Consider the following 26175-nt stretch of genomic DNA (forward strand, 5'->3'; position numbering starts at 1 on the left):
CTCATGAGCATCCAGCAGGGTTGGCGACTACGTGGATTGCCCCACAAGGGCTGGCGGCTGATCGCCGTGTATGACTCGCGTGATTCGGAGTCGCACGGCGATTCACCGCGGTATGAGGTTTGCCAGATGTGCGGCAACGAGCAGGTCCGGTACGTCCATGTGCTGGATCACGATGACGTGGCCGAATCCATCGAGGTCGGCTGCGTCTGTGCGGAGAGTCTCTGCGAGGACTACAGCGATAGCGGGCCGCGTGCCCGCGAGCGACGGCTGGTCAACCGGGCTGCGCGCCGGAGCAAGTGGCTCAAGCGCAAGTGGCGGCACTCTGCGAAGGGCAACGACTTCCTCAACGTCGAGGGAAACAATCTAGGCGTCCACCAGCAGAAGAATGGCCGCTGGGGATACCGCATCAATTCCACCTTCAGCGTCGCCAGCTATCCAACTGAGGACGCGGCCAAGCTCGCCCTGTTCGACCGACTCTGGCCCGCGGACCCGGAAAGCGCGCAGTAGTGCGCCGATTCGGCTGACCTAGCCGACCTCATACTGACCTCCGCGATGAGGTCAGCCTGTTCTAGGCCCAGTAATTCGTGGGCTCTAGCTGACCTAGCTGACCTCGCTGGCCTTTTCGTGCGTACTTGCCCGAGAAAATCTCGGCGGTGTGCCTGCTGGCAGAAGGCCCAGAGGTGCAATGTCGAAGCGTCGCTGACCGCCGCAATTTCTCTTTCTCCTCCTAAAAGGTCAGAAAGGTCAGCTAGGTCAGCCGAAACCCAGTAACCGATGGGATTCCCGACTAGCTGACCTCACGCTGACCTCGCTGGGCGGTCAGCTAGGTCAGCTAGGTCAGCTAGCGCGCCGCCCTGCTGGGCGGTCGGCTTGCAAGGCACTGACAGTCGTTGCATATTCGGGTCGCCGCCATGGGCGGTTTTCTATGGCCCGATAGCACAGTTGGATAGTGCACCCGCCTGCTAAGCGGGAGGTCGCCGGTTCGAGTCCGGCTCGGTTTCTGAGGCCCCGCCACGCGCGGGGCTTCGCTTGTCTGGGCTACGGGCAGCGCACCGCCGCTCACATACAAGATCCATCCAATCTGAAATCGGGTCGGAAAACCCAGTTCCGGCGCTCCACGATTTCCCAACTCACTGATCCCACGGGATTTTTATCCGTTCGCGGCCCTTTTCGGATGCGTGCCGGCCAGCTATGGTCTCGCCGTCTCACACGAGATTGAGAATGGCGCGCGTAGCCCTGTACGTCCGGGTGTCCACCCACAAGGACCAGACCGTTGAAAACCAGTTGATCGCGCTGCGGGAGTGGGCCCGGGCCAGCGGCCACACCATCGCTGCCGAGTTCGCCGACGAAGGCATCAGCGGCGCGAAGGGTCGCGACAAGCGCCCGGCGCTGGACGCGATGCTCAAGGCCGCCACGCGCCGCGAGGTGGACATGGTCGCGGTGACGGCGCTGGACCGGTTGGGCCGTAGCCTGCCGCACCTCGTGTCGCTGGTCGCGGAGCTGGAGGCCCTTCGGGTCGGCCTGTTCGTTCGCAACCTCGCGATGGACACCTCCACGCCCGCCGGGCGGTTGATGTTCAACGTGATGGGCTCGCTCGCCGAGTTCGAGCGGGAGCTGATCCGGGAGCGCACGCTACTGGGCCTAGAACGTGCCCGGCGGCAAGGGAAGAAGCTCGGCAGGCCGAAGGTGCCGCCCGGGGTCGAACACCGCATAGCGGCGCTCCTAGAGGCAGGGACACCGGCCAACCGCGTCGCTCGCATGACCTGCGTAGGGAACGCCGCTGTCTATCGCATCAAGCGGGAGCTGGAAGCATGTCGCGCCTGACCTTGCCCGACCTCACGACAAAGGCCCTCGACGCCGCCCGCCTTCTCGCGCAGGAGGGATGCCGGGAACACACCATCCGCCGTGCCCTGGGCCTGACCCTGCCGCAGTGGAAGGCGCTCAAGGAGGACACCGAGGCGGGCGAGCTGTCGCCTCTCGCGCTGGCCTTGGAGGAAGGCCGCGCCGAAGGTGCCGGGGACATCATCGCCTTCATGAAGAAGCGCATGGGCGAAGGCAGCGAACGCGCCGCCGAGTTCCTCGCGGATCGCGTGTTCCAGCTTGGCCGCGGCGACGGAAACGCCGACGTGCCGCGGGTCGCTATCTTCATCCAAGCCGCCATGTCGCCCGATGAGTACGCGCGCGTGATCGCGGTCCAGCAGCAGCCGGGAGTCCTGACCCATGAGCGTTGAGATTCGTCCGACGCCGTTCCAGTCGCAGGTCCTGACCGTGCCCGAGGATCACTTCGTGTTCCTGGGCGGCGGTCGCGGTGGTGGCAAGTCGATGGCCGTACAGTTCCTGATCCTGCGCCACTGCGACCAATACAAGAGCCGCGCCCGGGTCCTCGTGACGCGCCGCCGCTTGAAGTCCTTGGGCCAGTTCGCCGAGGAGCTGCGCCAGCTTCTGCGCTCTGCCTACGGGCGCGACATTGCCTACAACCAGAACGATGCGATGTTCCGGTTGCCGAACGGGGCGACGGTCCAGCTCACGCACGTGGAGTCGGCGTCGGCGCTGTCGGATGTGGCGCAGGGCATGTCCTACACGTTGATCGCGTGCGATGAGGCGGGCGAAGGCCCCTCCATTGAGGTGATCGACCAGCTCGGCATGAGCCTGCGCGGCAACGGCACGCCGCTGCGCATGGTGTTGGCCGGGAACCCGGGCGGCGCGAATCACGGTGCGCTCGCAGAGCGGTACGTGACGGGTCGGGAGCCGTGGGTGCCGTTCGAGTTCGAGGGGAATACGTGGGTCTATGCGCCGTCGCGTCTCGATGACAATCCGTACTTGCCGGAGGCGTACCGGCGGAACTTTGAGGTCTTGGCGCGCACGGACCCGGCCCTGTACCGCGCGATGCGCTTGGGCGATTGGTCCGCACTGGTCGGCGATTTCTTCCAAGGAATATGGAACGCGGACAAGATGGTGATCGACCATCACGACGTGCCGCTGGATTGCTTCGCTTCGCTCAAGTTGTCCATCGACTGGGGCAGCGCCGCGCCGTGCGCGACGGTCCTTGTTGGACAGCTCGCCTATGCCGTGCGCCTCCCGGGTGATCGCGTGATGTCGCGGGGCGCGTGGGTGGTATTCGATGAGCACGCCGAATGCGATCCGCGGAACATTTCCCGCGGTACGGGCCGCACTCCGGGCCAGATTGCGCCGTCGCTGCACGCGATGGCCGCGCGCAACGGTGTCCGGGCGCGTGGGGTGATCGACTCCGCCGCCGAGGCTCGGCAAATGGGCCGGGCGGAGGCGTCTATCGCCGACCTGTTCCGTGAGGCCGGGGTGCGCGTCTCGCCCGCCAAGAAGGGCGCGCGTGTCCCACGTTTCGAGCATCTAAAGCAGCTCATGGTGAACGGCGAGTTCTTTGTCGCGTCCCGGTGTCGCATGTGGCTGGCGACGGTCCCGAGCCTGCCGCGAGATTCGCGCGTGCCGGATGACTGCGACAGCTCGGCCAATGACCATTTCCTCGACGCGACCAGCTACGGCATCGCAGGCGAGTCCGGCGGGCGCGTCCAGCAGTCCAGCTTTACGCCGGAACCGCGGATGCCGCGCGATGAGCGCGTGGTGTGGGTCTGACAACGGAGGAGACGAAGATTCGACGTTCCTACAAGTACCTGATGCTGGCCCTCGTGATCGGCAATGCGCAGGCAGCGCAGCGCGAGTTGTTCAATGCGCGCGAGACGTTGGAGCGGGCGAAGGTCGGCACCTACTCGCCGCGCGCGCAGCCGCCGGTGCGGGTCGAGGTGGAGCAGCCCGCGCGGTTTCGCACGAACGGCCACGGAAACCGCCAGATTCAACAACGATTCGAGCGGATGGACTGCAAATTGGACGACGCCACGAATTCCATACGTTGCGTGCCTTTTCCAGCCGAAGAAGTAAACCGACCCAAGAAATAACACTCGCGCGGGGCAATTCGGGTCCATATGGTCGGGAGCGAGCGGCCCCACTGGCTGGGCCGCACGCTGAGGAATAGCCCCCATGCCGAACGTCAACTTCAAGACCATCCCCACCGATGTTCCGCTGACCGTGGAGAACATCGACCGGCTCGCGAACCGCGCCGCCGAACTCGCCACCGCCTTCGGTGCGCGCATCGCCAACATCCAGCAGCAGGTCGCCGACGCCCGCGACCGTTTCAGCCGCGACGGTGACGACCTTGTCCGTGAGACGGACGCCGCCAATCGCGCCGTTGCCAAGCAGTTCGCCAAGCGGCAGCTCGCCTCGCGCATCGCCAAGTTCCGCCTGACCATCGTGGAATCGAGCCGCGGCCAGCGCGAGGAACTCCTGCGCCCGCTGGCGAAGGTCGCCGCCGATGCCGCGTTCCTCCTGACCTTGTGCCAGTCGCCCGCGCAGATGCTTGGGCGCGTCGCCTTGGGCGATGCCCGGCGCACGCAGTACCAGACGCAGCTCGAAGGCGCAGGCCCGGTTGAGCTGGAAACCGCCGCGATCACCGCGATTGCCACCGGGGACATGCCTCTGGCAGCCGCGGTCGCCACCGTGGTAGACCGCCGCCCTTCGGATCGCCGCCCGTTCTCGGTGGCGGCGTTTGCCGAGAGGGTGTGGGGCGCGCAGCACGCCGAGGTCACGGCCAAGCTCAAGGGCGTCCTGCTGGCCGAGCGCACCGCGCGCGCGGCCAATGACGAGTTCGTCCGCGGCAAGGCCGACCCCATCGCCAACCTGAGCAACCAGCTCGCCGCCCGGGCCATCGCCGAGGCGTCGGGCGAGGAGGACGAAGCATGAAAGGCGCGGTCCCCAACGTCCGGAAGGCCAAGGCCATCCACGAAAAGAAGCAGGCCGAGCGCAACGCCACGGCCAACAAGATGAAGAAGCGCGCGGCGTCCACTCGCCGCGGTCGCTGACCGAATCGGGGTGTCCCGGCGGTGACGTATCGCGCCCGCCTCGTGCCGCCGGGGCACCCTGACCAACCAGCGACCCCCGGCGCGGACGGGAACGACGGTGACGGGGCGACCGCGCCGGGGGAAGCTGCCACGCGACAGGCAACGGCTACGCGGGAAACGATGGCCCGGCTATGGGCCGACCCCGAACACCGCGAGCGCATGTCCGCGCAGATGAAGGCCAGGTGGGCGGACCCTGCCTACCGGGAGCGCGCCCGGGGCTTTCACCGCGACGAACGCACCCACCGCTGGCAACACGTCGAGTCCGGGCGGATCGTCTCCCGGACCAAGCTCGAAATGCGGGAAGAACACGGCCTCCGGCCCACATCGCTGGACGGCCTCGTGGCCGGGCGCATCAAGACTTCCCGGGGCTGGCGGCTCGCGCCGCGGTCGCTGCTGGGCGAGAGTCCGCGGTGGATCTTTCCCTAGCTCAAACGAACGACCAATGCCAGCTGGAACGATAGATGGTGTCGTTGTTGAACTTATCCCACTTGACGGTTTCCCACATGGATTTTCCATTCGTGAATTTGGCTTCATCCGCCAACTTGTTGTAAACGCTGGCTGTTATGTAGGTGTAGCTCGACGGCATGGAGGTCAGCTTGGCTGCATAGTTGGCTGCCCTTCCGACCCAGACCAAGTCATTTGCCCCTCGTGCACCAGTTTTCGCGACGAACAATGAGCAAGTGTCGATTCCAGTCACATGCTTCAGATCGAAGTTGCAGTTTGCATATCCCCTTGCCTTCAACTTCGGCATGATGATTTGGTCAACCGCCCATTTGATTTTCAACGCGGCCTTCACTGCGTTGGTGTTCTTTGAGTCTCCAATGAAAACCGCCATTACACGGTCGCCGTCGTAGGCCGTTACTACCCCATCCTGCGCCGCAATGATCCGCGCGCAGCAGTACAAATAAGTCTTGTAGATTTCAGCAGCAAACCAGTTCTTGTATCCATCCACCATTGCTGTCGATCCATCGAGGTCAGCATACAAAACGGTCCCCTCGATGGTAATAGCGGTGTTTTTGAGTGTGAGCTTGCTGTCTTCATCAGGAACCTTCCTGCCCTCAGTCGTTTCCCACTTGCTGTGGAATACGTCGTGGCAGAAAGTCGTCAACTCATCTTTAAGTCCCATGTCGCCCCCTAGTCCTTCGCGCCTGCGGCCATAATCAATTCACGCAGCCTCGCGCAAGCTGGCGCGATGTAGTGCTCCGCATCCTTCCCCTTCACATAGCGATAGGGGATGGTCGTCAGTCCCGCCAAGTCGCTCGGCAGCTTCAAGTCCACGTCACGAGGCTCCATCAGGAAAGCCCGACGCCGCCCAAGTCGGCCCATGAAAAGCCCGAACTCCAAGATAACGTTGTCTCGGATAGTCGGCCATTCGTCGTCTCGCGTGATAACAACATCGTCCGCGTGCGCCACGGCGATAGCAAAATCCGAGTCGTCCAGTTCGGCCTCCAGCTCGTCAAGCGTGTAGTTGGATGCCCGAAATACGCCATTTTTCCACGCCACCGCCAAAAACGGATCGTGTGCGAATTGCTTGATAAGCAAGTCAACGATTGGTAGCGCCTCTACGGAGGACATGATGAATACCCGGACCCGTTCCCGCTGGGCAGTCACCAAGTGATTCCGCTGTGCGAGCCTCCGGGCAAGCGTTGCCGCAATTCGCCTCCACATGTCCGGGAACAGCTCCGCCGCCGCCGAGAAGTCGGCCTCGCTGACTTTGATCAAGACGGTTGGCTCAACAGGGACAACCGATGCCGACCGGGGCTGCGAGGGTTCGATTGCGGCCATTTCGCCGACGTGATCGCCCGGAAAGCGGTTCGCCACGATCTTGCCGTTGACCCGAATTTCAACCTTGCCGGCGATGATGAAGAAAACATCCGAAGCCTGGTCGCCCTGATTAATGAAGGCCGTCCCCGCGGGAACCTCCATCAACTCGCCTGCGGCGACAAGTCGTTCCGCAAGCTCCTGACGGTTTGCTATCAGCCTGTGTTCCGTGAGGGCCGCGACCAAGCGTCGCCGTCCCTCGTCCCCTTGAAATCGCTCGATCATGCTCGCCCCCGCGAGTCCTGTTTCCCCAAATCTATGGGCGTGGAGTTAAGACAACAAGATGCCTCGCCTGTGTCTCAGGAGACGAGACGAGTTAACAGCCTTTGTCGCCTTGTACCGTGTGCGGAAACCCGGTGCTAGGATCGCTACCGGGCAAGAGGAGGGGATGGCATGCGCGCCTTTGTATTTCTTGGTCTTTTTATGGCGGGGTCTGCCGCAGCGCAGCAAGCTCCAGAAACCGTTTTCGGCTTGGAGTTGAACGCGCCTATTTCGATCCCGGAATGTCAGTTCGACCGGAGTTCCCGGACCTACTTCCCCGAGGCGGGTTCTTGTTACAAGCGTGACCAAGTACGGAACAACCGTGGCAAGTTGGTAGATGCCGAAGGCCCCTTGGGTGACGAGCGGGTTGAGATTTACTTTGCCCACAGAAACAGACCCGCGATTGTCTCGGGCTACAAGATTTGGGGTGAGCTTAAAGGCGGTCGGCTCGTGTCGGTCGGCACGCGAACGGGCGGCATCAGCACCCAAGCTCAGGACCTAGCCCAGTTGAAGGAGAAGTACGGGGAGCCAACACACTTTGAGCCCTTGTCCCTCCAGAATGGAGCGGGTGCGACATTTGAAGGGCTCCTCGCAGAGTGGGAGCTGCCGACGGGGACATACGTGAAGTTGGAAAGCCCGAACATGGCGATGGCCAAGCTGCCGACATTGGGTGGTCCCAACGTGGGGACTATGAGTGTCGTGACCGCCGAGATCAAAGCGGAGCGGGACGCGAAGCGAGAGGCGACCGAAAGCCAGCGGACCAAACTCTGAACAACAAAAAGGCCACCTCGACGGGTGGCCTTCTCGTCCAACTAGCCCAGCACATCAGGCGTAGTAGGTCTTTTAGTAGGGTAGTTCCGGAATTGCTTGGCCGGAGCCACTACCTATTGGATAACTGGCGGAGAGAGGGGGATTCGAACCCCCGAAGCGCGGTTTAGACGCTTACACACTTTCCAGGCGTGCTCCTTCAACCACTCGGACACCTCTCCGGGACCTGCCGCCACCCGAAGGCGCTGCAGGGGCGCAGATTCTATAGGGCCGGCGCGGCGGCCACAAGTCGAACGTGCGCCGGCCGCGGCCGGTACCTCACCGCAGGCGGAATACCGCCACCATCTTCGCCAGTTCGTCGGCCTGCTCCTGCAGCGAGCGCGCCGAGGCGGCGGCTTCTTCCACCATGGCCGCGTTCTGCTGGGTGGCGCCATCCATGTGGACGATGGTCTGGTTGACCTGCTCGATGCCCGCGCTCTGCTCCTGCGACGCGGCGGAGATCTCGGCCATCAGGTCGTTGACGCGGCGGACCGCGGCCACGATCTCGCGCATGGTGTCGCCCGCGCCGCCAGCCAGCGCCGCGCCCTGTTCCACCCGCTGCACGGAATCGCCGATCAGGCCCTTGACCTGCCGGGCCGCATCGGCCGAGCGCTGCGCCAGCGCGCGCACCTCGCTGGCGACCACGGCGAAGCCGCGGCCCTGCTCGCCGGCGCGGGCCGCCTCCACCGCGGCGTTGAGCGCCAGGATGTTGGTCTGGAAGGCGATGCCGTCGATCACGCCGATGATGCTCTCGATCTGCCGCGACGCGGCGCTGATGCCGTCCATCTGCCCGACCACCTGCGCCACCACCTCGCCGCCGCGCGCGGCGACGTCGGCCGCGCCGGTCGCCAGTTCGCGCGCCTGCTGCGAGGACAGCGCGTTGCTGCGCACCGTGGAGGTCAGTTCCTCCATCGAGGCGGCGGTTTCCTCCAGGTTGGCGGCCTGCTGCTCCGACCGCGCGGACAGGTCGCTGTTGCCGGCGGCGATGTCGCGCGCGGCGCTGCCGATGGCGTCGACCGCGCCGCGCACGCCCTGCATGATGCCGGTCAGGCGTTCGACGGTGGCGTTGGTGTCGTCGCGCATCTTCCCGAACACGCCGCGGTAGTCGGCGGTGATGCGCTGGGTGAGGTCGCCCTGCGCCAGCGCGCCGAGCACGCGCTGCACGTCGCCGATGGTGCCGGCGTTGGCGTCGAGCATGCCGTCCACGCCTTCGGCCAGGCGCCGGAAGAAGCCGGTCTTGCCGCCGGTGCCGATGCGTTGGGACAGGTCGCCGGCGGCGGCCGCGTCGATCACGGTGGCCACCTCCGATTCCACCGCCACTTCCTCGCTGCGGTCGCGCCATTCGACCACCAGGCCCAGCCGCTGGCCGTCGGCCGAGGTCACCGGGGCGAGGGTCTGGGCGAACACCGCGCTGCCGAACACCAGTTCGCTCTGCTGTTTGCCGGTGGCGGCGGCCGCATCGTCGGCCTGCGCCTGCAGGCGCGACAGCGGCTGCCCCTCGACCTGGTCCAGGTCGGCGTGCGGCAGGTGCCGGGAGAGTTCGGCGCGATGGCGCGCCAGCAGGCCGCGCATGGCCGGGTTGGCGTAGGCCACCTGGCCGTGCGCGTCGGCGATCAGCATCGCGGTGCCGGCGTTGTCCAGCGCGATGCGCACGCGCAGGTTCTCGGCGGCGATGGCGCGCTCGGCGTCCAGGCGCGCCTTCAGGTCGGCCTGCATCTGGCGCAGCGCGCGCGAGACCTGGCCCACCTCGTCGTCGCCGCCGGCGGCGATCGGGTAATCCAGCTGACCGGCGGCGACCGCGTCCACGCCGCGCACGATGCCGCGCAGCGGCGTGCCGACCAGCCGGCGCAGCAGCAGCACGACCACGGCCACCAGCAGCAGCACGCTGGCCGCACCCACCAGCATCACCCGGTTGCGGATCTGCACCACGCCGGCCATCACCGCGTCGACAGGGGCCGACACCATCAGCGCGAAGGCATCCGGCGCGTGGCCGGCGGTGACCGGGACGTAGACGCGGAACACTTCGCCGCCGACCGCAGCGTCGAAAACGCGCTGGCGCACCACCTCGCCCTTGGCCAGCTGCGCCAGCACCGGCGCCAGGTCCGGGGCGAACGGCTTGCCCAGGCTCTGCTGCTCCGGCGCGGCCAGCACCATGCCGCCGGGCGAGAGCAGGCGCACCACGCCGCGTTCGTAGGGGCGCACCTTGGCCAGGTTGGACTGGATGGTCCCCAGCGCGATGTCGGCGCCGGCCACGCCCTGGAACCGGCCGTCGCGCACGATCGGCGCCATCAGGCTGGTCATCAGCACCTTGCTGCTGCCGACATCGTCCAGGTACGGCTCGAACATCAGCTCGTCGCCGCGTTCCTTCACTGCCACGTAGTATTTCTCCGCATCGGGACCGTCGATGTGGATTTCGTTTTCGCTGCCGACCGCGTCCTGCAGCGTCGGCTCCTCCGTGCCTTGGCTGTGCCAGTAGATGGAGACCCGCCCCGAATCGCTGCTCACCCGCTGGTCCGCGCCGAGGCCGTCGATGAAGGCCCGCAGCCCGTCCGCGTCGGGTTCGCCCTCGGGCCAGGTACGGGCGAACGCGGCGTCACGTCCGTCGTAGCCGTCCGGTTCGAACTCCAGCCAGTAACCCAGCGTCGCGGTGTCCGCGGCGGTGAAGCGCCGCACCAGTTCGGAGGCTTCGCCGCGGCTGGCGTCGCCGCGCGCCATCAGCGCCTGGGTGGCGTCGACCAGGCCGCGTACCCGCGACAGGGTCTCGGTGACGTCGCCCCGCACCTTGGCCGCCTCGGCGCGCGCCAGGTGTTCCAGTTCGTTCAGGGCGGTGGCTTCCTGCACCGCCGCGGCCTTGTGCTGGATCAGCCAGGTCGCGCCGCCGAAACAGGCGGCGGCGACCAGGCCGAGGATGAGGGCGGTACGCGCCACCACCGATTTGAGTCCCGCGCGGTGGAAGGACATGGACATCTCCTGCTGGAAAGCGGATGCGCGGGGCGGCGGAAGCGGCGCCCACGTCTGTGGGGTATCGGCCGCGGCGGCGGGGAGCTTGAGCCGGGGCGGGCCGGAGCCGGGGGGGGCGGCCGGGTCGCCCACCAACCGGGCGTGGCACAATGGGGCCTTGAGATGAAGATGGTTGCCTGATGTCCTACCTCGTCCTTGCCCGCAAGTGGCGCCCGAAGCGTTTTGCCGAACTGGTGGGCCAGGAACACGTGGTCCGCGCGCTGAGCAACGCGCTGGACAGCGGCCGCGTCCACCATGCCTTCCTGTTCACCGGCACCCGCGGGGTCGGCAAGACCACCATCGCCCGCATCTTCGCCAAGTCGCTCAACTGCGAGCACGGCACCAGCGCCGACCCCTGCGGCCAGTGCCCGGCCTGCCTGGACATCGACAGCGGCCGCTACATCGACCTGCTGGAGATCGACGCGGCCTCCAACACCGGCGTGGACGACGTGCGCGAGGTGATCGAGAACGCGCAGTACATGCCCTCGCGCGGCAAGTTCAAGGTCTACCTGATCGACGAGGTGCACATGCTGTCCAAGGCGGCGTTCAACGCGCTGCTGAAGACGCTGGAGGAGCCGCCGGAGCACGTGAAGTTCCTGCTGGCCACCACCGACCCGCAGAAGCTGCCGGTCACCGTGCTGTCGCGCTGCCTGCAGTTCAACCTCAAGCGGCTGGACGAGGAGCAGATCCACGGGCAGATGAAGCGCATCCTCGGCGCCGAGCAGATCGAGTTCGACGACGCGGCGATCGTGCAGCTGGCGCGCGGCGCCGACGGCTCGCTGCGCGACGGCCTGTCGCTGCTGGACCAGGCCATCGCCTACGCCGGTGGCGCGCTGCGCGACGACGTGGTGCGGGCGATGCTCGGCACCGTCGACCGCACCCAGGTGGCGGCGATGCTCGACGCGCTGGCGGCCGGCGACGGCGCGCGCCTGCTGCAGGTCGTGGCTACCCTGGCCGATTTCTCGCCGGACTGGAGCGGCGTGCTCGACGCGCTGGCCGAAGCCCTGCACCGCATCCAGGTGCAGCAGCTGGTGCCGGGCGCGGCGGTGCCCGGCGACGGCATCGACGCGGCGGCGTTCGCCGCGCGGCTGCGCCCGGAAGTGGTGCAGCTCTGGTACCAGATGGCGCTCGGCGGGCGCCGCGACCTGCACCTGGCGCCCAGCCCGCGCGCCGGTTTCGAGATGACCGTGCTGCGCATGCTGGCGTTCCGCCCGGCCGGCGCGGTGCCGGCGGTGCCGGAAGGCGCCGGGCCGGAGGCGGGCACGCTGTCGTCGGCGAGCGGCGCTGCATCGGGCGCATCGGCGGCGGCCGCTGCTGCGCCGGTGCCGCAGGCGCCGCTTCCGGCGGAGAAGGCCGTGCCCGGAACGCCTGCGCCGATGGCTTATGCGCTGACGAATGCTGTAACCGCTGCGCCCGAGCCGGCGCACGTACGCGAGCCGCAACCAGAGCCGGAGCCGGTGCTTGCCACGCCGCCGGCAGCAAAACCCATGCAGGCCCGCCGCGACGACGATCTGCCGCCGTGGATGGAGGAAGAAGCCGCCATGCCGGCGCGCGATGACGTTGCCGAAGCGATGCCACCGCCGCGCCAGGCGCCGCCGTCCCCGTTCCGCGCCGAAGGCATCGCCATCGCGCCGCCGGTGCCGGCGGCTGCCGCGGTACCGGCCGGCAAACCGCCGCGCGCGCTGGAGAACGCCGAGCAGTGGCTGGACCTGGTCGCCGCCAGCGGCCTGTCCGGGCCCTCGCGCGAACTGGCCGCCAATGCCGCCTTCGTCGGCTACCGCAACGGCGTGCTGCGGCTGGCGTTGTTGCCCGGTTTCGAATACCTGCAGTCCGAACGTTCGCTGGGCGCGCTGGCGCAGACCCTGGCGCAGGCGCTGGGCAGCGCGCCGAAGATCGTGATCGAGACCGGCAACGCCGAGGCCGAAACCCTGCACGAACGCGCCGACCGCCAGCGCGGCGAACGACAGAACGCGGCCGAGGCCGTTTTCATGGCCGACCCCCAGGTGCAGCACCTGCTCGCGCAGGGCGCCCGGGTCGTGCCCGATTCCATCCGTCCCTTTGAAGAGTAGAAAACCATGCGCGGCAACATCGCCCAACTGATGCAACAGGCCCAGAAGATGCAGGAGAACCTGCAGAAGGCCCAGGAAGAACTGGCCAAGCTGGAAGTCACCGGCAGCGCCGGCGGCGGCATGGTCAGCGTGACCCTCACCGGCGCCAAGGAGTGCCGCAAAGTGCGCATCGACCCGTCGGTGCTGTCCGACCAGGAAATGGTCGAAGACCTGATCGCCGCGGCGTTCAACGATGCCTCCAACAAGATCGACGCCGAATCGCAGAGCCGCATGGGCTCGGCCACGGCCGGCATGAAGCTGCCGCCAGGCATGAAGCTGCCGTTCTGACGGCAGTGGGGGCCAGCCACCAAGCCCTTCTCACGCAGGGGAAGGGCCGGGGCGAAGCCCCCTCGCGCCATTCGATCGCATGCGGCTTCGACCGTACCCTCATCCGCCCCTGCGGGGCATCTTCTCCCGGTAGGAGAAGGAAACAGCCGGCATTGCCAGGCCCTCACGACTCTCCGTGTATTCCCTTCTCGAACAACTGATCGAAGCCTTCCGGGTGCTGCCCGGCGTCGGCCAGAAGACGGCCCAGCGCATGGCCTACCACGTGCTCGAGCGCGCGCGCGATGGCGGCCTGGGCCTGTCGCAGGTGCTGGCCGAGGCGATCGAACGGATCGGCCACTGCGCGCAGTGCCGCGATTTCAGCGAGACCGAGGTCTGCCCGCTGTGCGCAAGCAGCAGCCGCGAGCGGCAGACGCTGTGCGTGGTGGAATCGCCGGCCGACCGCCTGGCCATCGAGCACGCCACCAGCTACCGCGGCCTGTACTACGTGCTGCAGGGCCGGCTGTCGCCGCTGGACGGCATCGGCCCGCGCGAACTCGGCCTGGACCAGCTGGAAGCGCGGCTGGCGCAGGGCGAGGTCGTAGAGCTGATCATCGCCACCAACTCCACCGTCGAGGGCGAGGCCACCGCGCACTACCTGGCGCAGCTGGCGCGTCGCCACCAGGTACGCCCGAGCCGGCTGGCGCAGGGCCTGCCATTGGGCGGCGAACTGGAATACGTCGACCGTGGCACGCTCTCGCACGCCTTCGGCAGCCGCAGCGAGATTCCGGACTGAGACGCATGCCGGCCGGCCGCGGGCACGGCCGCGACGGCGTTGCATACAATGCCGGCGATATTCCGCCGAGGCAGGCCATGAGCAACGACACGATTTTCGGCAAGATCATCCGCCGCGAGATTCCCGCCACCATCGTCTACGAGGACGAGGAGGTGCTGGGCTTCAAGGACATCGCGCCGCAGGCGCCGGTGCACGTCCTTTTCATTCCGAAGCACGAGGTCATCCCGACCCTGGACGACCTGCAGCCGGCGCAGGCCCACCTGATCGGCAAGCTGGCGCTGGCCGCGGCCGAATACGCGCGCCGCGAGGGCTTGGCGCAGGACGGCTACCGCATCGTCATGAACTGCCGCGAGTACGCCGGGCAGACGGTGTTCCACATCCACCTGCACCTGCTGGCCGGCGCGCCGCTGGGGCATTTCGGCGCGGCCTGAGCATGGGTGCGGCCGCATCGCCAAACGAAGACGCCGCCCCAGGGGCGGCGTCTTTTTTTTCCTCGGGAGTGCCGGTTGCGGCCGGTCACCACCAGCCGCGCCAACCCCAGCCCCAGCCGGGACCCCAGCCCGGGCCCCACGGGCCGTACGGGTAGGCCGGCACCACTTCGACCTCGCGCTGCACCGGCCACAGGTACACCACGTCGGCGGCGATCTTCGGCAGCGGGTAGTCGTAATCGCCGATCTTGGTGCTCTGATAGCCCTCGATGCGGCCGATGAAGGTCACGTCGCGGCCCGGCTCGAACACCGCCGGATCGTAGAAGCCGGCGCGGCAGGCCAGGAAGCGGCCGTCGCTGGCGTCGGCGGAGGTGGTGCTCGGGCGGCCGTTGCCATTGAGCGGGCGGGCGATCATCTGGAAGCAGGTCTCGCCCTGGCCGGGAAGCGTCTCGATGATGCGGCCGCCCCAGCGCACCGGCGTGCCGGTCTGCTTCTGCGCGACGGTATCGCGCGGGGACACAGTACTGAACTGTCCCTGCAGCGGCTTGGGAGCGGTGGCACAGGCGGCCAGTGCCAGGCTGGCGGCGAGGGTAAGGAGGATGCGGGTCTTCATGTTCGTGCTCCGGTTCGTACTCCGGGTTGGGGGCGGTGCCTGTGCAGGTCCCGCAATAATGAAGCGAGGTCCGACGAGGCGCCAGCGTAGCGCGCGTCGCTGAAACGCCGGCTGAGCATCGCCAGGCCGCTGCCGGGGTGGCTGGCCTCGACGCGTTCGGCCCAGACTTCGGCCGGTTCGTGCGGCTGGCGGCCGAGGCCGAGGCGGGCATAGCGGCGGTCGAGGCGGCGCCAGGCGCGCAGCAGCGGGTCGCGCTCGCGTTCGCCGCGCGCCAGCAGCCAGGCCATGGCGCCGATGGCGACGAGCGCGAAGGCGGCGAACAGCCCGGCCAGCTGCGCCGGCTGCAGGCGCTCGATGCCGAACGAGCGCAGCAACTGCTGCTGGCGCCGCGCGTCGAAGGACAGGACCATGCCGTTCCAGTTGCGCCGCAGCCAGTCGCCCACCTGTGCGATCTGCAGCCAGCGCGTGCCCATGTCCAGGCCGCCGCCGGCGGTATCGCCACGCGCCAGGCGGTCCTCCAGCGTGTCGCGGATGCGCTCGGGCGCCACCGCCGCGGTCGGGTCGGCGCGGGTCCAGCCGCGCCGCGGCAGCCAGACTTCGGCCCAGGCGTGCGCGTCCATCCTGCGGACCAGCCAGTAGCCGCCATACCGGTTGCGGGTACCGCCGGCATAGCCGGTGACCACGCGCGCGGGGATGCCGGCGCCGCGCATCAGCACCACGAACGCCGAGCTGAAGTGCTCGCAGAAGCCGGCCTTCCAGTCGAACAGGAATTCGTCGGCGCCGTGCCGACCGGGCAGCGGCGTGCTCAGGGTGTAGCTGAAATCGCGGCCGATCCATTGCATCGCGCGCTGGACGATGGCCGCGTCGTCGTCGCCGGCGTCCTGCCGCCACCGCCGCGCCAGCGCCAGCGTGCGCGGATTGAAACCGTCGGGCAGCTGCAGGGCCTGCCGGCGCAGGGCGGGCGGCAGCTCCGGCTGGAAGCGGGCGGGCGGCGCCGAGCGCAGGCGCCAGCGCGTGAGCGCGGTCAACGGGCGCGTGCTCACCAGGGTGTAATCGGCATCCAGCCAGGTATCGGCCGGGGCGGCCAGCGGCAGATCCAGCGCCACCAGTTCGCGACGCTCGGTGGGCTCGTACTCGATCTGGTAATCCCACTGCGCGGGCGCGGCGACGACGGGCGGCGGCACGCTGCGGCGCTGGCTTTCCAGCCGCGTCCAGGTGCGTCCGTCGAAGCGGGTCAGCACCGGGCCGCGCCAGTAGCGCTGCTCCGGTGCGGGCGCGGCGCCGGCGAACTGCACGCGCAGGGCCGGGCTGTCGTCGGCCATCAGGTCCAGCCACTGCCCCGGCGCCATCGTGTCCGACAGGCCGGGCTGCCCCACGGACCGTTCCGGAATGCCCCACAACGGCGTCGGCAGGCGCGGCAGCAGCCAGAACGCGGACAGCGCCAGCGGCAACGCCACGGCCAGCAGCCGGCCGACCGTCCGCAGCTCGAAGCCGAGCGGCTGTGGCGCGGTGCCGGTTTCGGCGTCGGCCAGGCGCTGCAGGCCGAGCAGGGCGCAGGCCACCGCCGCCAGCGCCAGCAGCAGGGTGAGCGGCCCCTGGTCGAGCAGGAAGGCGGCGAACGGCGCGAACAGCGCGAAACCGAGCAGGCTGCGCGCGTCGCGCAGGGTGCGCAGTTCGCTGGACTTGATCGCCAGCATCGCCGCCAGCAGCGCGCAGCCGGTGTCGCGGCCGGGCGAGGCGCCCATCTGCCAGTAGATCGCCGCCAGCATGGTGGCGACCAGCAGCAGGCGCAGCGGCAGCGGGACCAGGCGTCGCCACGACAGCGCCGCCACCAGCAGCGCCGCGGCGGCGAATACGCCGGCGAGCATCCCGGGCAACTGCAGCAGCAGTGGCAGCAGCGCCAGCGCGGTGGTCAGCAGCGCCCAGCCGCGCGCGCCGGGATCGAGTGGAGCGGGAGTCGTACCGTTCATGGCGCGCCTGCGTGTGCGCCGCCCGTTGGGCGGCTTCGCCGTGGAAAACGGCTGTACTGTCGTTTTTTCATGCGTCGGGCATCAGCGCCAGCGCACGCAGGCACTGGTGGCGGTGGGTGTCGCCGATCGCCGGCCCCAGTGCCGGCTGGCCCGGCAGCAGCAGGCGATAGCGGCGGCCTTCGCGTTCGGCCTCGTCCACCCAGCGCGCCAGCCGGGCGATGCGGCGTTCGTGCGGCAGCGGGCCGAGCGCGTGCCAGTCCAGCAGCAGTTCGGTGCCGGCGGGGCGTTCGTATTCGCGCACCAGCAGCGTGTCGCGGCGCGCGGAATGCTTCCAGGCGATGGTGCGGCGGGCATCGCCCTGCCGGTAGGGGCGCAGCTGCTGCAGTTCGTCGCCGAGCGGATGCTGGCGGGTGCGCAGCGAGGCGCTGCCGGTATCGGGCAGGGGCGGGGCATTGGATTCGGGCGCCGGGTAGACCAGCACCGGCGGCGCCGGCCAGATCCAGCTCCAGGCGCGCACCAGTCCCAGCGGCTGGGTGGTGGACAGGCGGATCCGCTGCAGGTCCAGCCAGCCGCGGCGGGTGGTGGGCAGCCACAGGTCGACCTCGGTGCCGTCCGTATCCACGAGATCGGCGTTGGCGGCGGCCGGGCCAAGGGCAAGGCGCAGCCCCCGGCGCGGGCGGCGGTCGTCGCGGGCCAGCGCCAGCCGCAGCCGCAGCGGGGTGCCGGCCGCGACCGGTTCGGCCGACACGGCTTCCATGCGCAGCCCCGACAGCTGCAGGTGGGCCTGCAATGCGCTGGCCAGCGCGGTGGCCGCCAGCAGCAGGGCCAGCAGCAGCGCCGGGTTGTTGTTGTAGTTCAGCGCGCCCAGCAGCATCACCGCCAGCAGCGCGGCGAGGAACAGGCCGAAGCCGGTGGGCAGGACGTAGATGCGGTGGCGGTCGAGCGTGACCGGCAGCGCCTCGGGCCGGCGCGGGCGCGCCAGCCACTGCAGGGCCTGCAGGCGGGCGCGCAGGCCGCCGGCCACGTCAGTCGACCTGGACGCCATGCAGGATCGTGCCGGCCAGCGCCGTTCCCGAGGACGACTCCGCCTCGGCGACGAGCCGATGCCCGGCCACGGCGACGAACAGCGCCTGCACGTCTTCCGGCAGCACGTGCTCCCTGCCGGCCAGCAGCGCATGCGCCCTGGCCGCGCGCAGCAGCGCGATGCCGGCGCGCGGCGACAGGCCGACGCGCACGCCCGGCTGCTGGCGGCTGCGCGCCAGCAGGCGCTGCACGTAGTCGACCAGCGCGTCGCTGGCGTGGACCTGCTCGACCGCCGCGCGCAGGTCGCGGATGTCCTGCTCGGCCAGGCTGGGCAGCGTCTGCGCGATCAGTTCGCGGCGGCTGGTGCCGGCCAGCAGCGCGCGTTCGGCGCCGGCATCCGGGTAGCCCAGGGCAAGCCGCAGCAGGAAGCGGTCCAGCTGCGAATCCGGCAGCGGGAAGGTGCCGGACATGTCCACCGGGTTCTGCGTGGCGATCACGAAGAACGGGTCCGGCAGCGCGTGGGTGGTGCCGTCCAAGGTCACCTGCTGCTCGGCCATGGCTTCCAGCAGCGCGCTCTGCGTGCGTGGCGGCGCGCGGTTGATCTCGTCGGCCAGCAGCACGTTGCTGAACACCGGGCCCGGATGGAAGCGGAAGCCGTGGCTTTCCGCTTCGTAGATGGAAACGCCCAGCACGTCGGCGGGCAGCAGGTCGGAAGTGAACTGCACGCGCTGGAACTGCAGTCCCAGCGTGGAGGCCATGGCATGGGCGAGCGTGGTCTTGCCCAGGCCCGGCAGGTCCTCGATCAGCAGGTGCCCGCCGGACAGCAGCGCCACGAAGGCCAGTCGCACCTCGGAGGTCTTGCCCAGCAGCAGGGCATTGACCTGGTCCTGCGCCTGCTGCAGGGCCTTGAACGCGACATCGGTTAGCATTCTTCGTGGCGGCATTGGAACCATGGTCGTCTCGGATCAGGGGTCGAGGGGAGTGTAAGCGGCAATGCAGGCTGGACAGCGGGCACGCAATGTATTCGTCGTGCTTTGGGTTGCGGTCACGGCGCTGAAGGCGATCGTGGCGGCGCGCCTGCCCTTGTTCGTCGACGAGGCGTTCTACTGGCAGGAAGGCCGGCACCTGGCCGCCGCCTATTCGGACCTGCCGGGGCTGACCGCGTGGATGACGCGGCTTGGCGTGGAACTGGCCGGCCACCATGCATTCGGCGTACGCCTGCCGTTCCTGGTGATGGGCGCGGCGTTGCCGTGGATGGTCGCGCGCCTGTCCATGCGCTGGTTCGGCGCGCGCTTCGGCTGGCAGGCCGGTTCGCTCACCGTGCTGATGCCGCTCTCGGCGACGCTGGGCATCCTCGCGGTGCCGGACGTGCCGATGGCCTTCGCCGCCGTGCTCTGCCTGGACGCCGGCGCCCGCCTGCTGCGCGGCGTCGACGCCGGCAGCGCGTTGATGCTGGCGTCGGGACTGCTGCTGGGTGCGTTGAGCCACTACCGCTTCATCGGCGTGATCGGAGTCGGTTTCATCGCGCTGCTGCTGCTGCCCGAAGGGCGGCGCACGCTGCGCGACGCGCGGGTGTGGATGGCCTTGACGGTGGGCATCATCGCCTGGCTGCCGCTGCTGGCCTGGAACCTGGACAACCAGGACGCGGGCCTGAAGTTCCAGCTCGTCGAGCGCCACCCGTGGGCGTTCCAGATCAGCGGGCTGTGGTTCCTGGCGATCCAGCCGCTGCTGGTGACGCCCCTGCTGTGCCTGGCGATGTGGCAGGCGGGCGCGGCCGGCATCCGCCCGGCGCCGGGTGGCCAGCAGCGCGTGCAATGGCGCTATTTCGCGCTGGTGGGCGGCGTCTCCACGCTGGCCATCTTCCTGCTCGGCTTCTTCACGGACGTGGAGCGGATCAGTTTCCATTGGCCGCTGCCGGGCTATTTCGCCCTGCTGGCGGCGGTGCCGCTGATCCTCGGCCGCTGGCCGCGCATCTGGCGCCGGCTCGCATGGGCGATGGCGCTGGCCGGCCTCGTCCTCGCGTTCGGCTATTACCTGGTGGCGGCCTCGCCCGCGCTGCGCGAACAACTGGCCGGCAACAAGTACTACCCGCGCAATTTCGCCGGCTGGCAGCCGCTGGCCGACGCGGTGCGCGAGGAGCTGGCGGCGATGCCGGAGGACACCCGGCTGCTGGCCGGCAGCTTCAAGGTCGGCGCCGAACTCGGGTTCCTGCGCGCGGACGCGTCCATCCCGGTGCTGCCGCATCCGCTCAACGACAAGCACGGGCGTACCGCGCAGCTGGCGCTGTGGAAGCTCATCGACGAAGGTCGGCGCTCCGTCCCGCAGCTGCTGGTGCTGGCGCCGGGCGACCAGCGCTATCGCGACCTGCTGGAGCGCTACCACCAGGTCTGCGCGCTGGTGGGGCCGCTGCCGCCGCCGCGCGTGGTCTCCACCGACCATGGCTACCAGCGTTTCCTGTTGTTCCGGCTGCCGGCCGGCAGGCAGGAGGGTGCCTGCACCACGCCGGCCATGGCCTGGATCGACGCGCCGCTGCCCGGCGCGGCCGCGCATGGCGTCGTCGACGTCAAGGGATGGGCGTTCAAGGACGGCATCGGCCTGGACGCGGTCGAGGTGCTGGTGGACGGGAAGGCCGTGGCCAGGGCCGATTACGGCGCCGACTACGATGTCACCGCCTTCTGGAAGATCTCCACCGATCCGAACCATCCCCGCGTGGGTTTTTCCGCGCGCCTGGATGCGGACGCGCTGCCGCCGGGCAGGCACTGGCTGGGGTTGCGCCTGCATGGCGCCGACGGCAGCGTCGAGGACTGGTGGGAACAGCCGCTGGACGTTCCGGAGCGCTGAGCGCAAGGGCGCGCGGCGGACTCAGGGCAGGGTGAAGCCGGCTTCGCGCAGCAGCCGGCACAGCGCGATCAGGGGCAGCCCGACCAGCGCGCTCGGGTCCTGGTTGTGGATCGCCTCGAACAGCGCGATGCCCAGTCCCTCGCACTTGAAGCTGCCGGCGCAGTCCAGCGGCATTTCCGCCTCGACGTAGCGTTCGATCTCGTCGGCGCGCAGCGTGCGGAAGCGTACCCGGGTCAGGTCGGCCGCCTGCAGGTGCCGTCCGCCGTTGCTGACGCAGACCGCGGTATGGAACAGCACCTCGCGGCCGGACATCGCGGCCAGTTGCGCGCAGGCGGCGTCGCGGGTGCCGGGCTTGCCGAGCGGCGCGCCGTCCAATTCGGCCATCTGGTCCGAGCCAATGACCCATGCGCCCGGGTGGTGCGCGGCCACGGCGGCGGCCTTCGCACGCGCGAGCCGTGCGGCCAGCGCGGGCGGGGCCTCGCCGGGAAGCGCGGCTTCCTCCACTTCGGGGTTCGCGCAGCTGAACGGGAGCCGCAACCTCGACAGCAGTTCGGCCCGGTAGCGGGAAGTGGAGGCGAGGATCAGGGCGGGCATGCGACAATACCGGCGTGGAAGCCGCGCCGAGTCTGCGGCGCCGGTGTCGTCGTGGCAATGCCGGTGCGGCGGATTTGACAGCCGGCAGGCCTGTCCTTAACATTCTGCAGCTTATGTCCGCGAACGTGCCCGAATTGCTGGATGCTTGGCGGATGGTCGCGGCGCGCAGGCGCTTCGAGGGCCGTGTGCCGCTGTCCGCACTGGCACGCCTGCAGGGGCTGGTCGCCGATGCCGAAGGAGAGTGCAGCTATGCGCTGGAATTCGGCCGCGACGAGGTCCTGCGGGTCGCCTATGTCGAACTGACCATCGATACCGCGCTGCCGCTGGTCTGCCAGCGCAGCATGCAGCGTTTCCTGTTGCCGGTGAACATGGTGCAGCGGCTGGGGCTGGTGCACGACGAGGAAGAGGAACAGGCGCTTCCGCCGGATTACGAAGCGCTGCTGGTGCCGGAAGACGGCAGCCTGCGGCCGCTGGACCTGGTGGAGGACGAGCTGGTGATGGCGGTGCCGGTAGTGCCGGTGGCGCCCGGGAGCGAAGCGGTCGAGCGCGACTTCTCCGCGACCAGCGAGGAACTGGGCAAGGCCAATCCGTTCGCGGCATTGGCGGCGCTGAAGAAACAATAGCAGCCGGTTGTCGTCGGCGGCTGCGGCGAAAGCAAAACCAGTGCCGGATGTCCGCATCCCCGTGCACTGCAACGACGAAACGAACGAACCGAGTTTGGAGCAATCCCATGGCTGTGCAGAAATCCCGTGTTACCCCGTCCCGCCGCGGCCAGCGCCGTTCGCACGACTCGCTGAGCGCCAAGCAGCTGTCCACCGACCCGACCACCGGCGAAGTGCACCTGCGTCACCACATCACCGCCGATGGTTTCTACCGCGGCAAGAAGGTGATCACGACCAAGTCCTCGGTCGTCGAAGAAGATTGATTCGCGGCGACGGCCGCCGCCGCATGGCGGTGGCCGTCGCACCGACTCTTCCGGGACCGCCACAGGGCGGGCCCGCGCAACAGGAACCAGCATGAGCAAGCGGATCTACTCGAGGATCGCGGGCACCGGTAGTTATTTGCCCGAGAAGGTGTTGACCAATGAGGATCTGACCAAGATCGTCGACACCAGTGACGAGTGGATCCAGTCGCGAACGGGCATCCGCGAGCGGCATGTGGCCGCCGACGGCGAGACCACCGGCGACCTCGGCTACAACGCCGCGCTGCGCGCGCTGGAAGCGGCCGGCATCGAGCCGTCGCAGCTGGACATGATCGTCGTGGGCACCACCACGCCGGACCTGATCTTCCCGTCCACCGCCTGCCTGATCCAGGCGCGCCTCGGCGCGGCCGGCGCGGCGGCGTTCGACGTCAACGCGGCATGTTCGGGCTTCCTGTTCGCCCTGAGCGTGGCCGACAAATTCATCCGCAACGGCGACGCCAGGCATGTGCTGGTGATCGGTGCGGAAACCCTGACCCGCATCGTCGACTGGAACGACCGCACCACCTGCGTGCTGTTCGGCGACGGCGCCGGCGCCGTCGTGCTCAAGGCCGACGAGGACACCGGCATCCTCAGCACCCATCTGCATGCCGACGGCAGCAAGAAGGAACTGCTGTGGCACCCGGCCGGCGTATCCACCGGCCTGGACAAGCCCGGCAAGCTGACGATGAAGGGCAACGACGTGTTCAAGTACGCCGTCAAGGCGCTGGACTCGGTCGTCGACGAAACCCTGCAGGCCAACGGCCTGGACAAGTCCGACCTGGACTGGCTGATCCCGCACCAGGCCAACCTGCGCATCATCGAAGCCACGGCCAAGCGCCTGGAGATGTCGATGGAGCAGGTGGTGGTGACCGTGGACAAGCACGGCAATACCTCGGCGGGCTCGGTGCCGCTGGCGCTGGATCATGCGATCCGCTCCGGCAAGGTCGAGCGCGGCCAGCTGCTGCTGCTGGAAGCCTTCGGCGGCGGCTTCACCTGGGGTTCGGCGCTGCTGCGCTATTGATATGCCGGATTGGCCGGGCGCATGAGGCTCCCGGCGCGGCCGCAGGGCCGTTGTTTCCGGAGGTGTCGTCATGGCTGAACCCATTCTCATCGAAGGGCAGCGCGCATGGCTCAAGCATTATGGTGAAGGCAGCCGGGCGTTGGCCCTCGGGCTGCTGAATTTCGTTGCCCGCCGTTTCCAGCTCGACGCCCTGCGGCCGCCGCCGCACCGGGGCGGCGCACAGGCGCGCGAGATCGAGGCGCGGCGCCTGGACGAGCTCAAGGCCCAGGGCATCAACGTGCCCGACGTGATCGGACAGGGCCGGGCCGCGCTGGTGCTCGAACATACCGGCGCGTCGTTCAATACCTGCCTGCGCGAGACCGACGCGGCCGGCCGCGACCGCCTGGTGGCCGCGGCCATCGAGGCCATCGCGCAGGCGCACCGCCGTGGCGCGTACTTCGGTCAGCCGTTGCCGCGCAACATGACCTGGGACGGACAGCGCGTGGGCTTCATCGACTTCGAGGAAGATCCGCTGGAGGTCATGGACCTGGACCAGGCGCAGGCCCGCGACTGGCTGATGTTCGGCTACGGCGTGGCCAGGTACTACGAGGAGCGTCCGCAGGCGCTCAAGGCGATGCTCGCCGGCGCGATGGAGGAGGCGGATCGGCCGGTGGTGGAGCATGCCCACCACGTGACCGGCCGTCTGCGGCGCCTGGCCCGGCTGCTGCGCCGCGCCGGCCGCTCGGGGCGCGCGCTGGCGCACGCCATCCTGGTCGTGCACGGCGCCACGGCGTTCGGTTTCGCCACCCTGGCGGTGCTGTCCCTGGACTGGCTGGCCGATGGCGAGCTGGACCTGCTGGCGCTGCTTGGCTGAGCCGCCCGGAATCGATCTGCATACGCGCCAGTACAGACGGGCGGGGGCATTCACGCTTATGATGCGCCGCTTCGATTCATGCAGCAGACCACCGCGTGACTGACTCCCGACTCGCATTCGTATTCCCCGGCCAGGGCTCCCAGTCGCTGGGCATGCTGGCCGAACTGGCCGAACTGCACCCGCAGGTCCGCGAAACCTTCGCCGAGGCGTCCGAAGGCGCGGGCGTCGACCTGTGGGCGCTGTCGCAGGGCGGCCCGGAGGAGCAGCTCAACCGCACCGAATACACCCAGCCGGCCCTGCTGGCCGCGGGCATCGCGGTGTGGCGGCTGTGGAATGCGCAGGGTGGGGCAAAGCCGGCGCTGCTGGCCGGCCACAGCCTGGGCGAGTACACCGCGCTGGTCGCCGCCGGCGCGCTGTCGCTGCGCGACGGCGCGCACCTGGTGCGCCTGCGCGGCCAGCTGATGCAGGAAGCCGCGCCGGCCGGCGTCGGCGCCATGGCCGCGGTGCTCGGCGCCGAGGATGCGCTGGTGCAGGAGGTCTGCGTGCAGGCCAGCGGCAGCCAGGTAGTGGTGCCGGCCAATTTCAATTCCCCGGGCCAGATCGTGATCGGCGGCGACGCCGCGGCGGTGGACCGCGCGCTGGCGCTGCTGGCCGAGAAGGGCGTGCGCAAGGCGGTCAAGCTGGCCGTGAGCGTGCCCTCGCATACCCCGCTGATGCGCGAAGCCGCCAACCGCCTGGCCGAAGCCATGGCCGGGCTGGACTGGCGCCAGCCGGCGCTGCCGGTGGTGCAGAACGTCGATGCGCAGGCGCATGACGGCGTGGAGGCCATCGGCGACGCGCTGGTGCGGCAGCTCTACCTGCCGGTGCAGTGGACAGGCTGCGTGCAGGCCCTGGCCGCGCGCGGCGCGACCCGGGTGGCCGAGTGCGGCCCGGGCAAGGTGCTGACCGGCCTGGTCAAGCGCATCGACAAGAGCCTCGACGGCCGTTCGCTTTCCACCCCGGCCGATTTCGCCGGCGCGCTGGAAGAGTGGGCCGCCTGACCCCTACGATACGGCCGGCGCGCGTTTCCGCGCCCGGCCCCGACCTGCAGCCGCCAGGCGCGGCGCATCACGAGGAAACCGCATGAGCAAGCCATTGCAGGGTGAAATCGCGCTCGTCACCGGCGCCAGCCGTGGCATCGGCGCCGCCATCGCCGACGAGCTGGCCGCGCAGGGCGCGACCGTCATCGGCACCGCCACCACCGAATCCGGCGCCGCCGCCATCGGCGCGCGCCTGGCCGCGCAGGGCGGCCATGGCCGCGCGCTGAACGTCACCGAGCCGGGCGCGGTCGAAGCGCTGATCGACGCGGTGGGCAAGGAGTTCGGCGCCATCACCATTCTGGTGAACAACGCCGGCATCACCCGCGACAACCTGCTGATGCGCATGAAGGACGAGGACTGGCAGGCCATCCTCGACACCAACCTGACCAGCGTCTACCGCACCTCCAAGGCGGTGATGCGCGGCATGATGAAGGCGCGCAAGGGCCGCATCGTCAACATCGCCTCGGTGATCGGCGTGACCGGCAACGCCGGCCAGGCCAACTACGCCGCGGCCAAGGCCGGCATCATCGCGTTCTCCAAGTCGCTGGCCAAGGAAATCGGCAGCCGCGGCGTGACCGTGAACGTCGTCGCGCCCGGCTTCATCGATACCGACATGACCAAGGATCTGCCCGAGGACGCCAAGACCGCGATGCTCGGCCAGATCGCGCTGGGCCGTCTCGGCGAGCCGGCGGACATCGCCCGCGCGGTGGCGTTCCTGGCCGGCCCCTCGGCCGGCTACATCACCGGCGAAACCCTCCACGTGAACGGCGGCATGTACATGCCGTAAGCGTGCGGCGCAGGGACTGC

28 protein-coding genes and 2 tRNA genes are annotated in these 26175 nt (G+C 68.9%); 21 read left to right on the top strand and 9 right to left on the bottom strand.

Annotated features, from left to right (window positions below; all coding sequences use genetic code 11):
- Positions 1-3: 3 nt before the first annotated feature.
- From ABTV91_RS07170 to ABTV91_RS07210, 9 genes are all read left to right on the top strand, one after another.
- Entirely contained in the window at positions 4-507 is a 504-nt protein-coding gene (locus tag ABTV91_RS07170) for a hypothetical protein (RefSeq protein WP_433853868.1), read from the top strand.
- A gap of 420 nt (positions 508-927) precedes the next feature.
- Positions 928-1001, top strand: a tRNA-Ser gene (locus ABTV91_RS07175).
- Between the two features lie 220 nt (positions 1002-1221).
- Positions 1222-1824, top strand: a complete 603-nt coding sequence (locus ABTV91_RS07180; protein ID WP_057504978.1) for a recombinase family protein — start codon at positions 1222-1224, stop codon at positions 1822-1824.
- Entirely contained in the window at positions 1812-2231 is a 420-nt protein-coding gene (locus ABTV91_RS07185; protein WP_433853869.1) for a hypothetical protein, read from the top strand. The genes ABTV91_RS07180 and ABTV91_RS07185 overlap by 13 nt, the downstream gene beginning before the upstream one ends.
- Positions 2221-3609, top strand: coding sequence for a phage terminase large subunit (locus tag ABTV91_RS07190; protein ID WP_433853870.1), 1389 nt, complete (start codon positions 2221-2223; stop codon positions 3607-3609). Before ABTV91_RS07185 ends, ABTV91_RS07190 begins: the two co-directional genes overlap by 11 nt.
- A 41-nt stretch (positions 3610-3650) precedes the next feature.
- Positions 3651-3929 (top strand): hypothetical protein, encoded by a 279-nt coding sequence (locus ABTV91_RS07195; RefSeq protein ID WP_433853871.1) that lies wholly within the window; start codon positions 3651-3653, stop codon positions 3927-3929.
- Between the two features lie 82 nt (positions 3930-4011).
- Positions 4012-4770, top strand: a complete 759-nt coding sequence (locus ABTV91_RS07200) for a hypothetical protein (protein ID WP_433853872.1) — start codon at positions 4012-4014, stop codon at positions 4768-4770.
- Entirely contained in the window at positions 4767-4889 is a 123-nt protein-coding gene (locus tag ABTV91_RS07205) for a hypothetical protein (RefSeq protein ID WP_433853873.1), read from the top strand. The genes ABTV91_RS07200 and ABTV91_RS07205 overlap by 4 nt, the downstream gene beginning before the upstream one ends.
- Before the next feature lie 198 nt (positions 4890-5087).
- A complete protein-coding gene (locus tag ABTV91_RS07210) occupies positions 5088-5354 on the top strand; it encodes a hypothetical protein (RefSeq protein WP_433853874.1) in 267 nt (88 codons plus the stop codon).
- Position 5355: 1 nt separating this feature from the next.
- Here ABTV91_RS07210 and pycC read toward each other — a convergent pair whose 3' ends face one another.
- Positions 5356-6054 (bottom strand): Pycsar phage resistance system uridylate cyclase PycC, encoded by a 699-nt coding sequence (gene pycC, locus ABTV91_RS07215; RefSeq protein ID WP_433853875.1) that lies wholly within the window; start codon positions 6052-6054, stop codon positions 5356-5358.
- Between the two features lie 8 nt (positions 6055-6062).
- Positions 6063-6974 (bottom strand): Pycsar phage resistance system effector protein PycTIR, encoded by a 912-nt coding sequence (gene pycTIR, locus ABTV91_RS07220; RefSeq protein ID WP_433853876.1) that lies wholly within the window; start codon positions 6972-6974, stop codon positions 6063-6065.
- Positions 6975-7142: 168 nt separating this feature from the next.
- Between pycTIR and ABTV91_RS07225 the strand changes: the two genes are divergently transcribed.
- Positions 7143-7781 carry a hypothetical protein gene (locus ABTV91_RS07225; protein WP_433853877.1) on the top strand — a complete coding sequence of 213 codons (639 nt, stop codon included), beginning with the start codon at positions 7143-7145 and terminating at the stop codon, positions 7779-7781.
- Positions 7782-7906: 125 nt separating this feature from the next.
- Here ABTV91_RS07225 and ABTV91_RS07230 read toward each other — a convergent pair.
- A tRNA-Ser gene (locus tag ABTV91_RS07230) sits at positions 7907-7999 on the bottom strand.
- 97 nt (positions 8000-8096) lie between these two features.
- Entirely contained in the window at positions 8097-10778 is a 2682-nt protein-coding gene (locus tag ABTV91_RS07235) for a methyl-accepting chemotaxis protein (protein WP_433853878.1), read from the bottom strand.
- Between the two features lie 179 nt (positions 10779-10957).
- Between ABTV91_RS07235 and dnaX the strand changes: the two genes are divergently transcribed.
- The 4 genes from dnaX to ABTV91_RS07255 all read left to right on the top strand — a co-directional run bounded on the left by dnaX (position 10958) and on the right by ABTV91_RS07255 (position 14416).
- Positions 10958-12886 (top strand): DNA polymerase III subunit gamma/tau, encoded by a 1929-nt coding sequence (gene dnaX, locus ABTV91_RS07240; protein ID WP_433853879.1) that lies wholly within the window; start codon positions 10958-10960, stop codon positions 12884-12886.
- 6 nt (positions 12887-12892) lie between these two features.
- Entirely contained in the window at positions 12893-13213 is a 321-nt protein-coding gene (locus tag ABTV91_RS07245) for a YbaB/EbfC family nucleoid-associated protein (RefSeq protein ID WP_433853880.1), read from the top strand.
- Positions 13214-13388: 175 nt separating this feature from the next.
- Positions 13389-13985, top strand: a complete 597-nt coding sequence (gene recR, locus ABTV91_RS07250) for a recombination mediator RecR (RefSeq protein WP_433853881.1) — start codon at positions 13389-13391, stop codon at positions 13983-13985.
- A gap of 77 nt (positions 13986-14062) precedes the next feature.
- Positions 14063-14416: a histidine triad nucleotide-binding protein gene (locus tag ABTV91_RS07255; protein WP_433853882.1), complete on the top strand. Its 354-nt coding sequence runs from the start codon at positions 14063-14065 to the stop codon at positions 14414-14416.
- 85 nt (positions 14417-14501) lie between these two features.
- Here ABTV91_RS07255 and ABTV91_RS07260 read toward each other — a convergent pair whose 3' ends face one another.
- From ABTV91_RS07260 to ABTV91_RS07275, 4 genes are all read right to left on the bottom strand, one after another.
- Positions 14502-15026 (bottom strand): Slp family lipoprotein, encoded by a 525-nt coding sequence (locus ABTV91_RS07260; protein WP_433853883.1) that lies wholly within the window; start codon positions 15024-15026, stop codon positions 14502-14504.
- The gene (locus tag ABTV91_RS07265) at positions 15023-16996 is read right to left on the bottom strand and encodes a transglutaminaseTgpA domain-containing protein (RefSeq protein WP_433853884.1); all 1974 of its coding nucleotides are present in this window, start codon (positions 16994-16996) and stop codon (positions 15023-15025) included. Before ABTV91_RS07265 ends, ABTV91_RS07260 begins: the two co-directional genes overlap by 4 nt.
- A 67-nt stretch (positions 16997-17063) precedes the next feature.
- A complete protein-coding gene (locus ABTV91_RS07270) occupies positions 17064-18041 on the bottom strand; it encodes a DUF58 domain-containing protein (RefSeq protein WP_433853885.1) in 978 nt (325 codons plus the stop codon).
- Positions 18022-18948 (bottom strand): AAA family ATPase, encoded by a 927-nt coding sequence (locus ABTV91_RS07275; RefSeq protein ID WP_433853886.1) that lies wholly within the window; start codon positions 18946-18948, stop codon positions 18022-18024. Before ABTV91_RS07275 ends, ABTV91_RS07270 begins: the two co-directional genes overlap by 20 nt.
- A 64-nt stretch (positions 18949-19012) precedes the next feature.
- Here ABTV91_RS07275 and ABTV91_RS07280 point away from each other — a divergent pair, with 64 nt between their 5' ends.
- Positions 19013-20860 (top strand): ArnT family glycosyltransferase, encoded by a 1848-nt coding sequence (locus ABTV91_RS07280; protein WP_433853887.1) that lies wholly within the window; start codon positions 19013-19015, stop codon positions 20858-20860.
- 21 nt (positions 20861-20881) lie between these two features.
- Here ABTV91_RS07280 and ABTV91_RS07285 read toward each other — a convergent pair whose 3' ends face one another.
- Entirely contained in the window at positions 20882-21454 is a 573-nt protein-coding gene (locus ABTV91_RS07285) for a Maf family protein (RefSeq protein WP_433853888.1), read from the bottom strand.
- Between the two features lie 113 nt (positions 21455-21567).
- On the opposite strand from ABTV91_RS07285, the gene ABTV91_RS07290 reads away from it, so the two are divergent.
- The 6 genes from ABTV91_RS07290 (at position 21568) to fabG (ending at position 26155) form a co-directional block, all read left to right on the top strand.
- A complete protein-coding gene (locus ABTV91_RS07290; RefSeq protein ID WP_433853889.1) occupies positions 21568-22077 on the top strand; it encodes a YceD family protein in 510 nt (169 codons plus the stop codon).
- A gap of 107 nt (positions 22078-22184) precedes the next feature.
- The gene (gene rpmF / locus ABTV91_RS07295; protein ID WP_057639642.1) at positions 22185-22379 is read left to right on the top strand and encodes a 50S ribosomal protein L32; all 195 of its coding nucleotides are present in this window, start codon (positions 22185-22187) and stop codon (positions 22377-22379) included.
- 91 nt (positions 22380-22470) lie between these two features.
- A complete protein-coding gene (locus ABTV91_RS07300) occupies positions 22471-23436 on the top strand; it encodes a beta-ketoacyl-ACP synthase III (protein WP_433853890.1) in 966 nt (321 codons plus the stop codon).
- Positions 23437-23506: 70 nt separating this feature from the next.
- Entirely contained in the window at positions 23507-24289 is a 783-nt protein-coding gene (locus tag ABTV91_RS07305; protein WP_433853891.1) for a serine/threonine protein phosphatase, read from the top strand.
- A 95-nt stretch (positions 24290-24384) separates the two neighbouring features.
- Complete coding sequence (fabD, locus tag ABTV91_RS07310) at positions 24385-25329, top strand: ACP S-malonyltransferase (RefSeq protein WP_433853892.1); 945 nt, start codon at positions 24385-24387, stop codon at positions 25327-25329.
- Between the two features lie 82 nt (positions 25330-25411).
- A complete protein-coding gene (gene fabG / locus ABTV91_RS07315) occupies positions 25412-26155 on the top strand; it encodes a 3-oxoacyl-ACP reductase FabG (RefSeq protein WP_433853893.1) in 744 nt (247 codons plus the stop codon).
- Positions 26156-26175: the final 20 nt, after the last annotated feature.

The sequence above is a fragment of the Stenotrophomonas nitritireducens genome (genome assembly GCF_050984405.1).
Taxonomy (GTDB): domain Bacteria; phylum Pseudomonadota; class Gammaproteobacteria; order Xanthomonadales; family Xanthomonadaceae; genus Stenotrophomonas; species Stenotrophomonas nitritireducens_B.

Bases quoted from the DNA above. Each gene is read 5' to 3' on its own strand.
- pycC (WP_433853875.1), bottom strand. From the start codon at position 6,054: ATGGGACTTAAAGATGAGTTGACGACTTTCTGCCACGACGTATTCCAC.
- ABTV91_RS07300 (WP_433853890.1), top strand. From the start codon at position 22,471: ATGAGCAAGCGGATCTACTCGAGGATCGCGGGCACCGGTAGTTATTTG.
- ABTV91_RS07170 (WP_433853868.1), top strand. From the start codon at position 4: ATGAGCATCCAGCAGGGTTGGCGACTACGTGGATTGCCCCACAAGGGC.
- ABTV91_RS07285 (WP_433853888.1), bottom strand. From the start codon at position 21,454: ATGCCCGCCCTGATCCTCGCCTCCACTTCCCGCTACCGGGCCGAACTG.
- ABTV91_RS07245 (WP_433853880.1), top strand. From the start codon at position 12,893: ATGCGCGGCAACATCGCCCAACTGATGCAACAGGCCCAGAAGATGCAG.
- ABTV91_RS07180 (WP_057504978.1), top strand. From the start codon at position 1,222: ATGGCGCGCGTAGCCCTGTACGTCCGGGTGTCCACCCACAAGGACCAG.
- ABTV91_RS07290 (WP_433853889.1), top strand. From the start codon at position 21,568: ATGTCCGCGAACGTGCCCGAATTGCTGGATGCTTGGCGGATGGTCGCG.
- ABTV91_RS07210 (WP_433853874.1), top strand. From the start codon at position 5,088: ATGTCCGCGCAGATGAAGGCCAGGTGGGCGGACCCTGCCTACCGGGAG.
- ABTV91_RS07270 (WP_433853885.1), bottom strand. From the start codon at position 18,041: ATGGCGTCCAGGTCGACTGACGTGGCCGGCGGCCTGCGCGCCCGCCTG.
- ABTV91_RS07280 (WP_433853887.1), top strand. From the start codon at position 19,013: ATGCAGGCTGGACAGCGGGCACGCAATGTATTCGTCGTGCTTTGGGTT.
- ABTV91_RS07225 (WP_433853877.1), top strand. From the start codon at position 7,143: ATGCGCGCCTTTGTATTTCTTGGTCTTTTTATGGCGGGGTCTGCCGCA.
- dnaX (WP_433853879.1), top strand. From the start codon at position 10,958: ATGTCCTACCTCGTCCTTGCCCGCAAGTGGCGCCCGAAGCGTTTTGCC.
- ABTV91_RS07235 (WP_433853878.1), bottom strand. From the start codon at position 10,778: ATGTCCTTCCACCGCGCGGGACTCAAATCGGTGGTGGCGCGTACCGCC.
- ABTV91_RS07275 (WP_433853886.1), bottom strand. From the start codon at position 18,948: ATGCTAACCGATGTCGCGTTCAAGGCCCTGCAGCAGGCGCAGGACCAG.
- ABTV91_RS07260 (WP_433853883.1), bottom strand. From the start codon at position 15,026: ATGAAGACCCGCATCCTCCTTACCCTCGCCGCCAGCCTGGCACTGGCC.
- ABTV91_RS07195 (WP_433853871.1), top strand. From the start codon at position 3,651: ATGCTGGCCCTCGTGATCGGCAATGCGCAGGCAGCGCAGCGCGAGTTG.
- ABTV91_RS07200 (WP_433853872.1), top strand. From the start codon at position 4,012: ATGCCGAACGTCAACTTCAAGACCATCCCCACCGATGTTCCGCTGACC.
- ABTV91_RS07185 (WP_433853869.1), top strand. From the start codon at position 1,812: ATGTCGCGCCTGACCTTGCCCGACCTCACGACAAAGGCCCTCGACGCC.
- fabG (WP_433853893.1), top strand. From the start codon at position 25,412: ATGAGCAAGCCATTGCAGGGTGAAATCGCGCTCGTCACCGGCGCCAGC.
- ABTV91_RS07255 (WP_433853882.1), top strand. From the start codon at position 14,063: ATGAGCAACGACACGATTTTCGGCAAGATCATCCGCCGCGAGATTCCC.
- ABTV91_RS07190 (WP_433853870.1), top strand. From the start codon at position 2,221: ATGAGCGTTGAGATTCGTCCGACGCCGTTCCAGTCGCAGGTCCTGACC.
- ABTV91_RS07265 (WP_433853884.1), bottom strand. From the start codon at position 16,996: ATGAACGGTACGACTCCCGCTCCACTCGATCCCGGCGCGCGCGGCTGG.
- ABTV91_RS07305 (WP_433853891.1), top strand. From the start codon at position 23,507: ATGGCTGAACCCATTCTCATCGAAGGGCAGCGCGCATGGCTCAAGCAT.
- pycTIR (WP_433853876.1), bottom strand. From the start codon at position 6,974: ATGATCGAGCGATTTCAAGGGGACGAGGGACGGCGACGCTTGGTCGCG.
- rpmF (WP_057639642.1), top strand. From the start codon at position 22,185: ATGGCTGTGCAGAAATCCCGTGTTACCCCGTCCCGCCGCGGCCAGCGC.
- ABTV91_RS07205 (WP_433853873.1), top strand. From the start codon at position 4,767: ATGAAAGGCGCGGTCCCCAACGTCCGGAAGGCCAAGGCCATCCACGAA.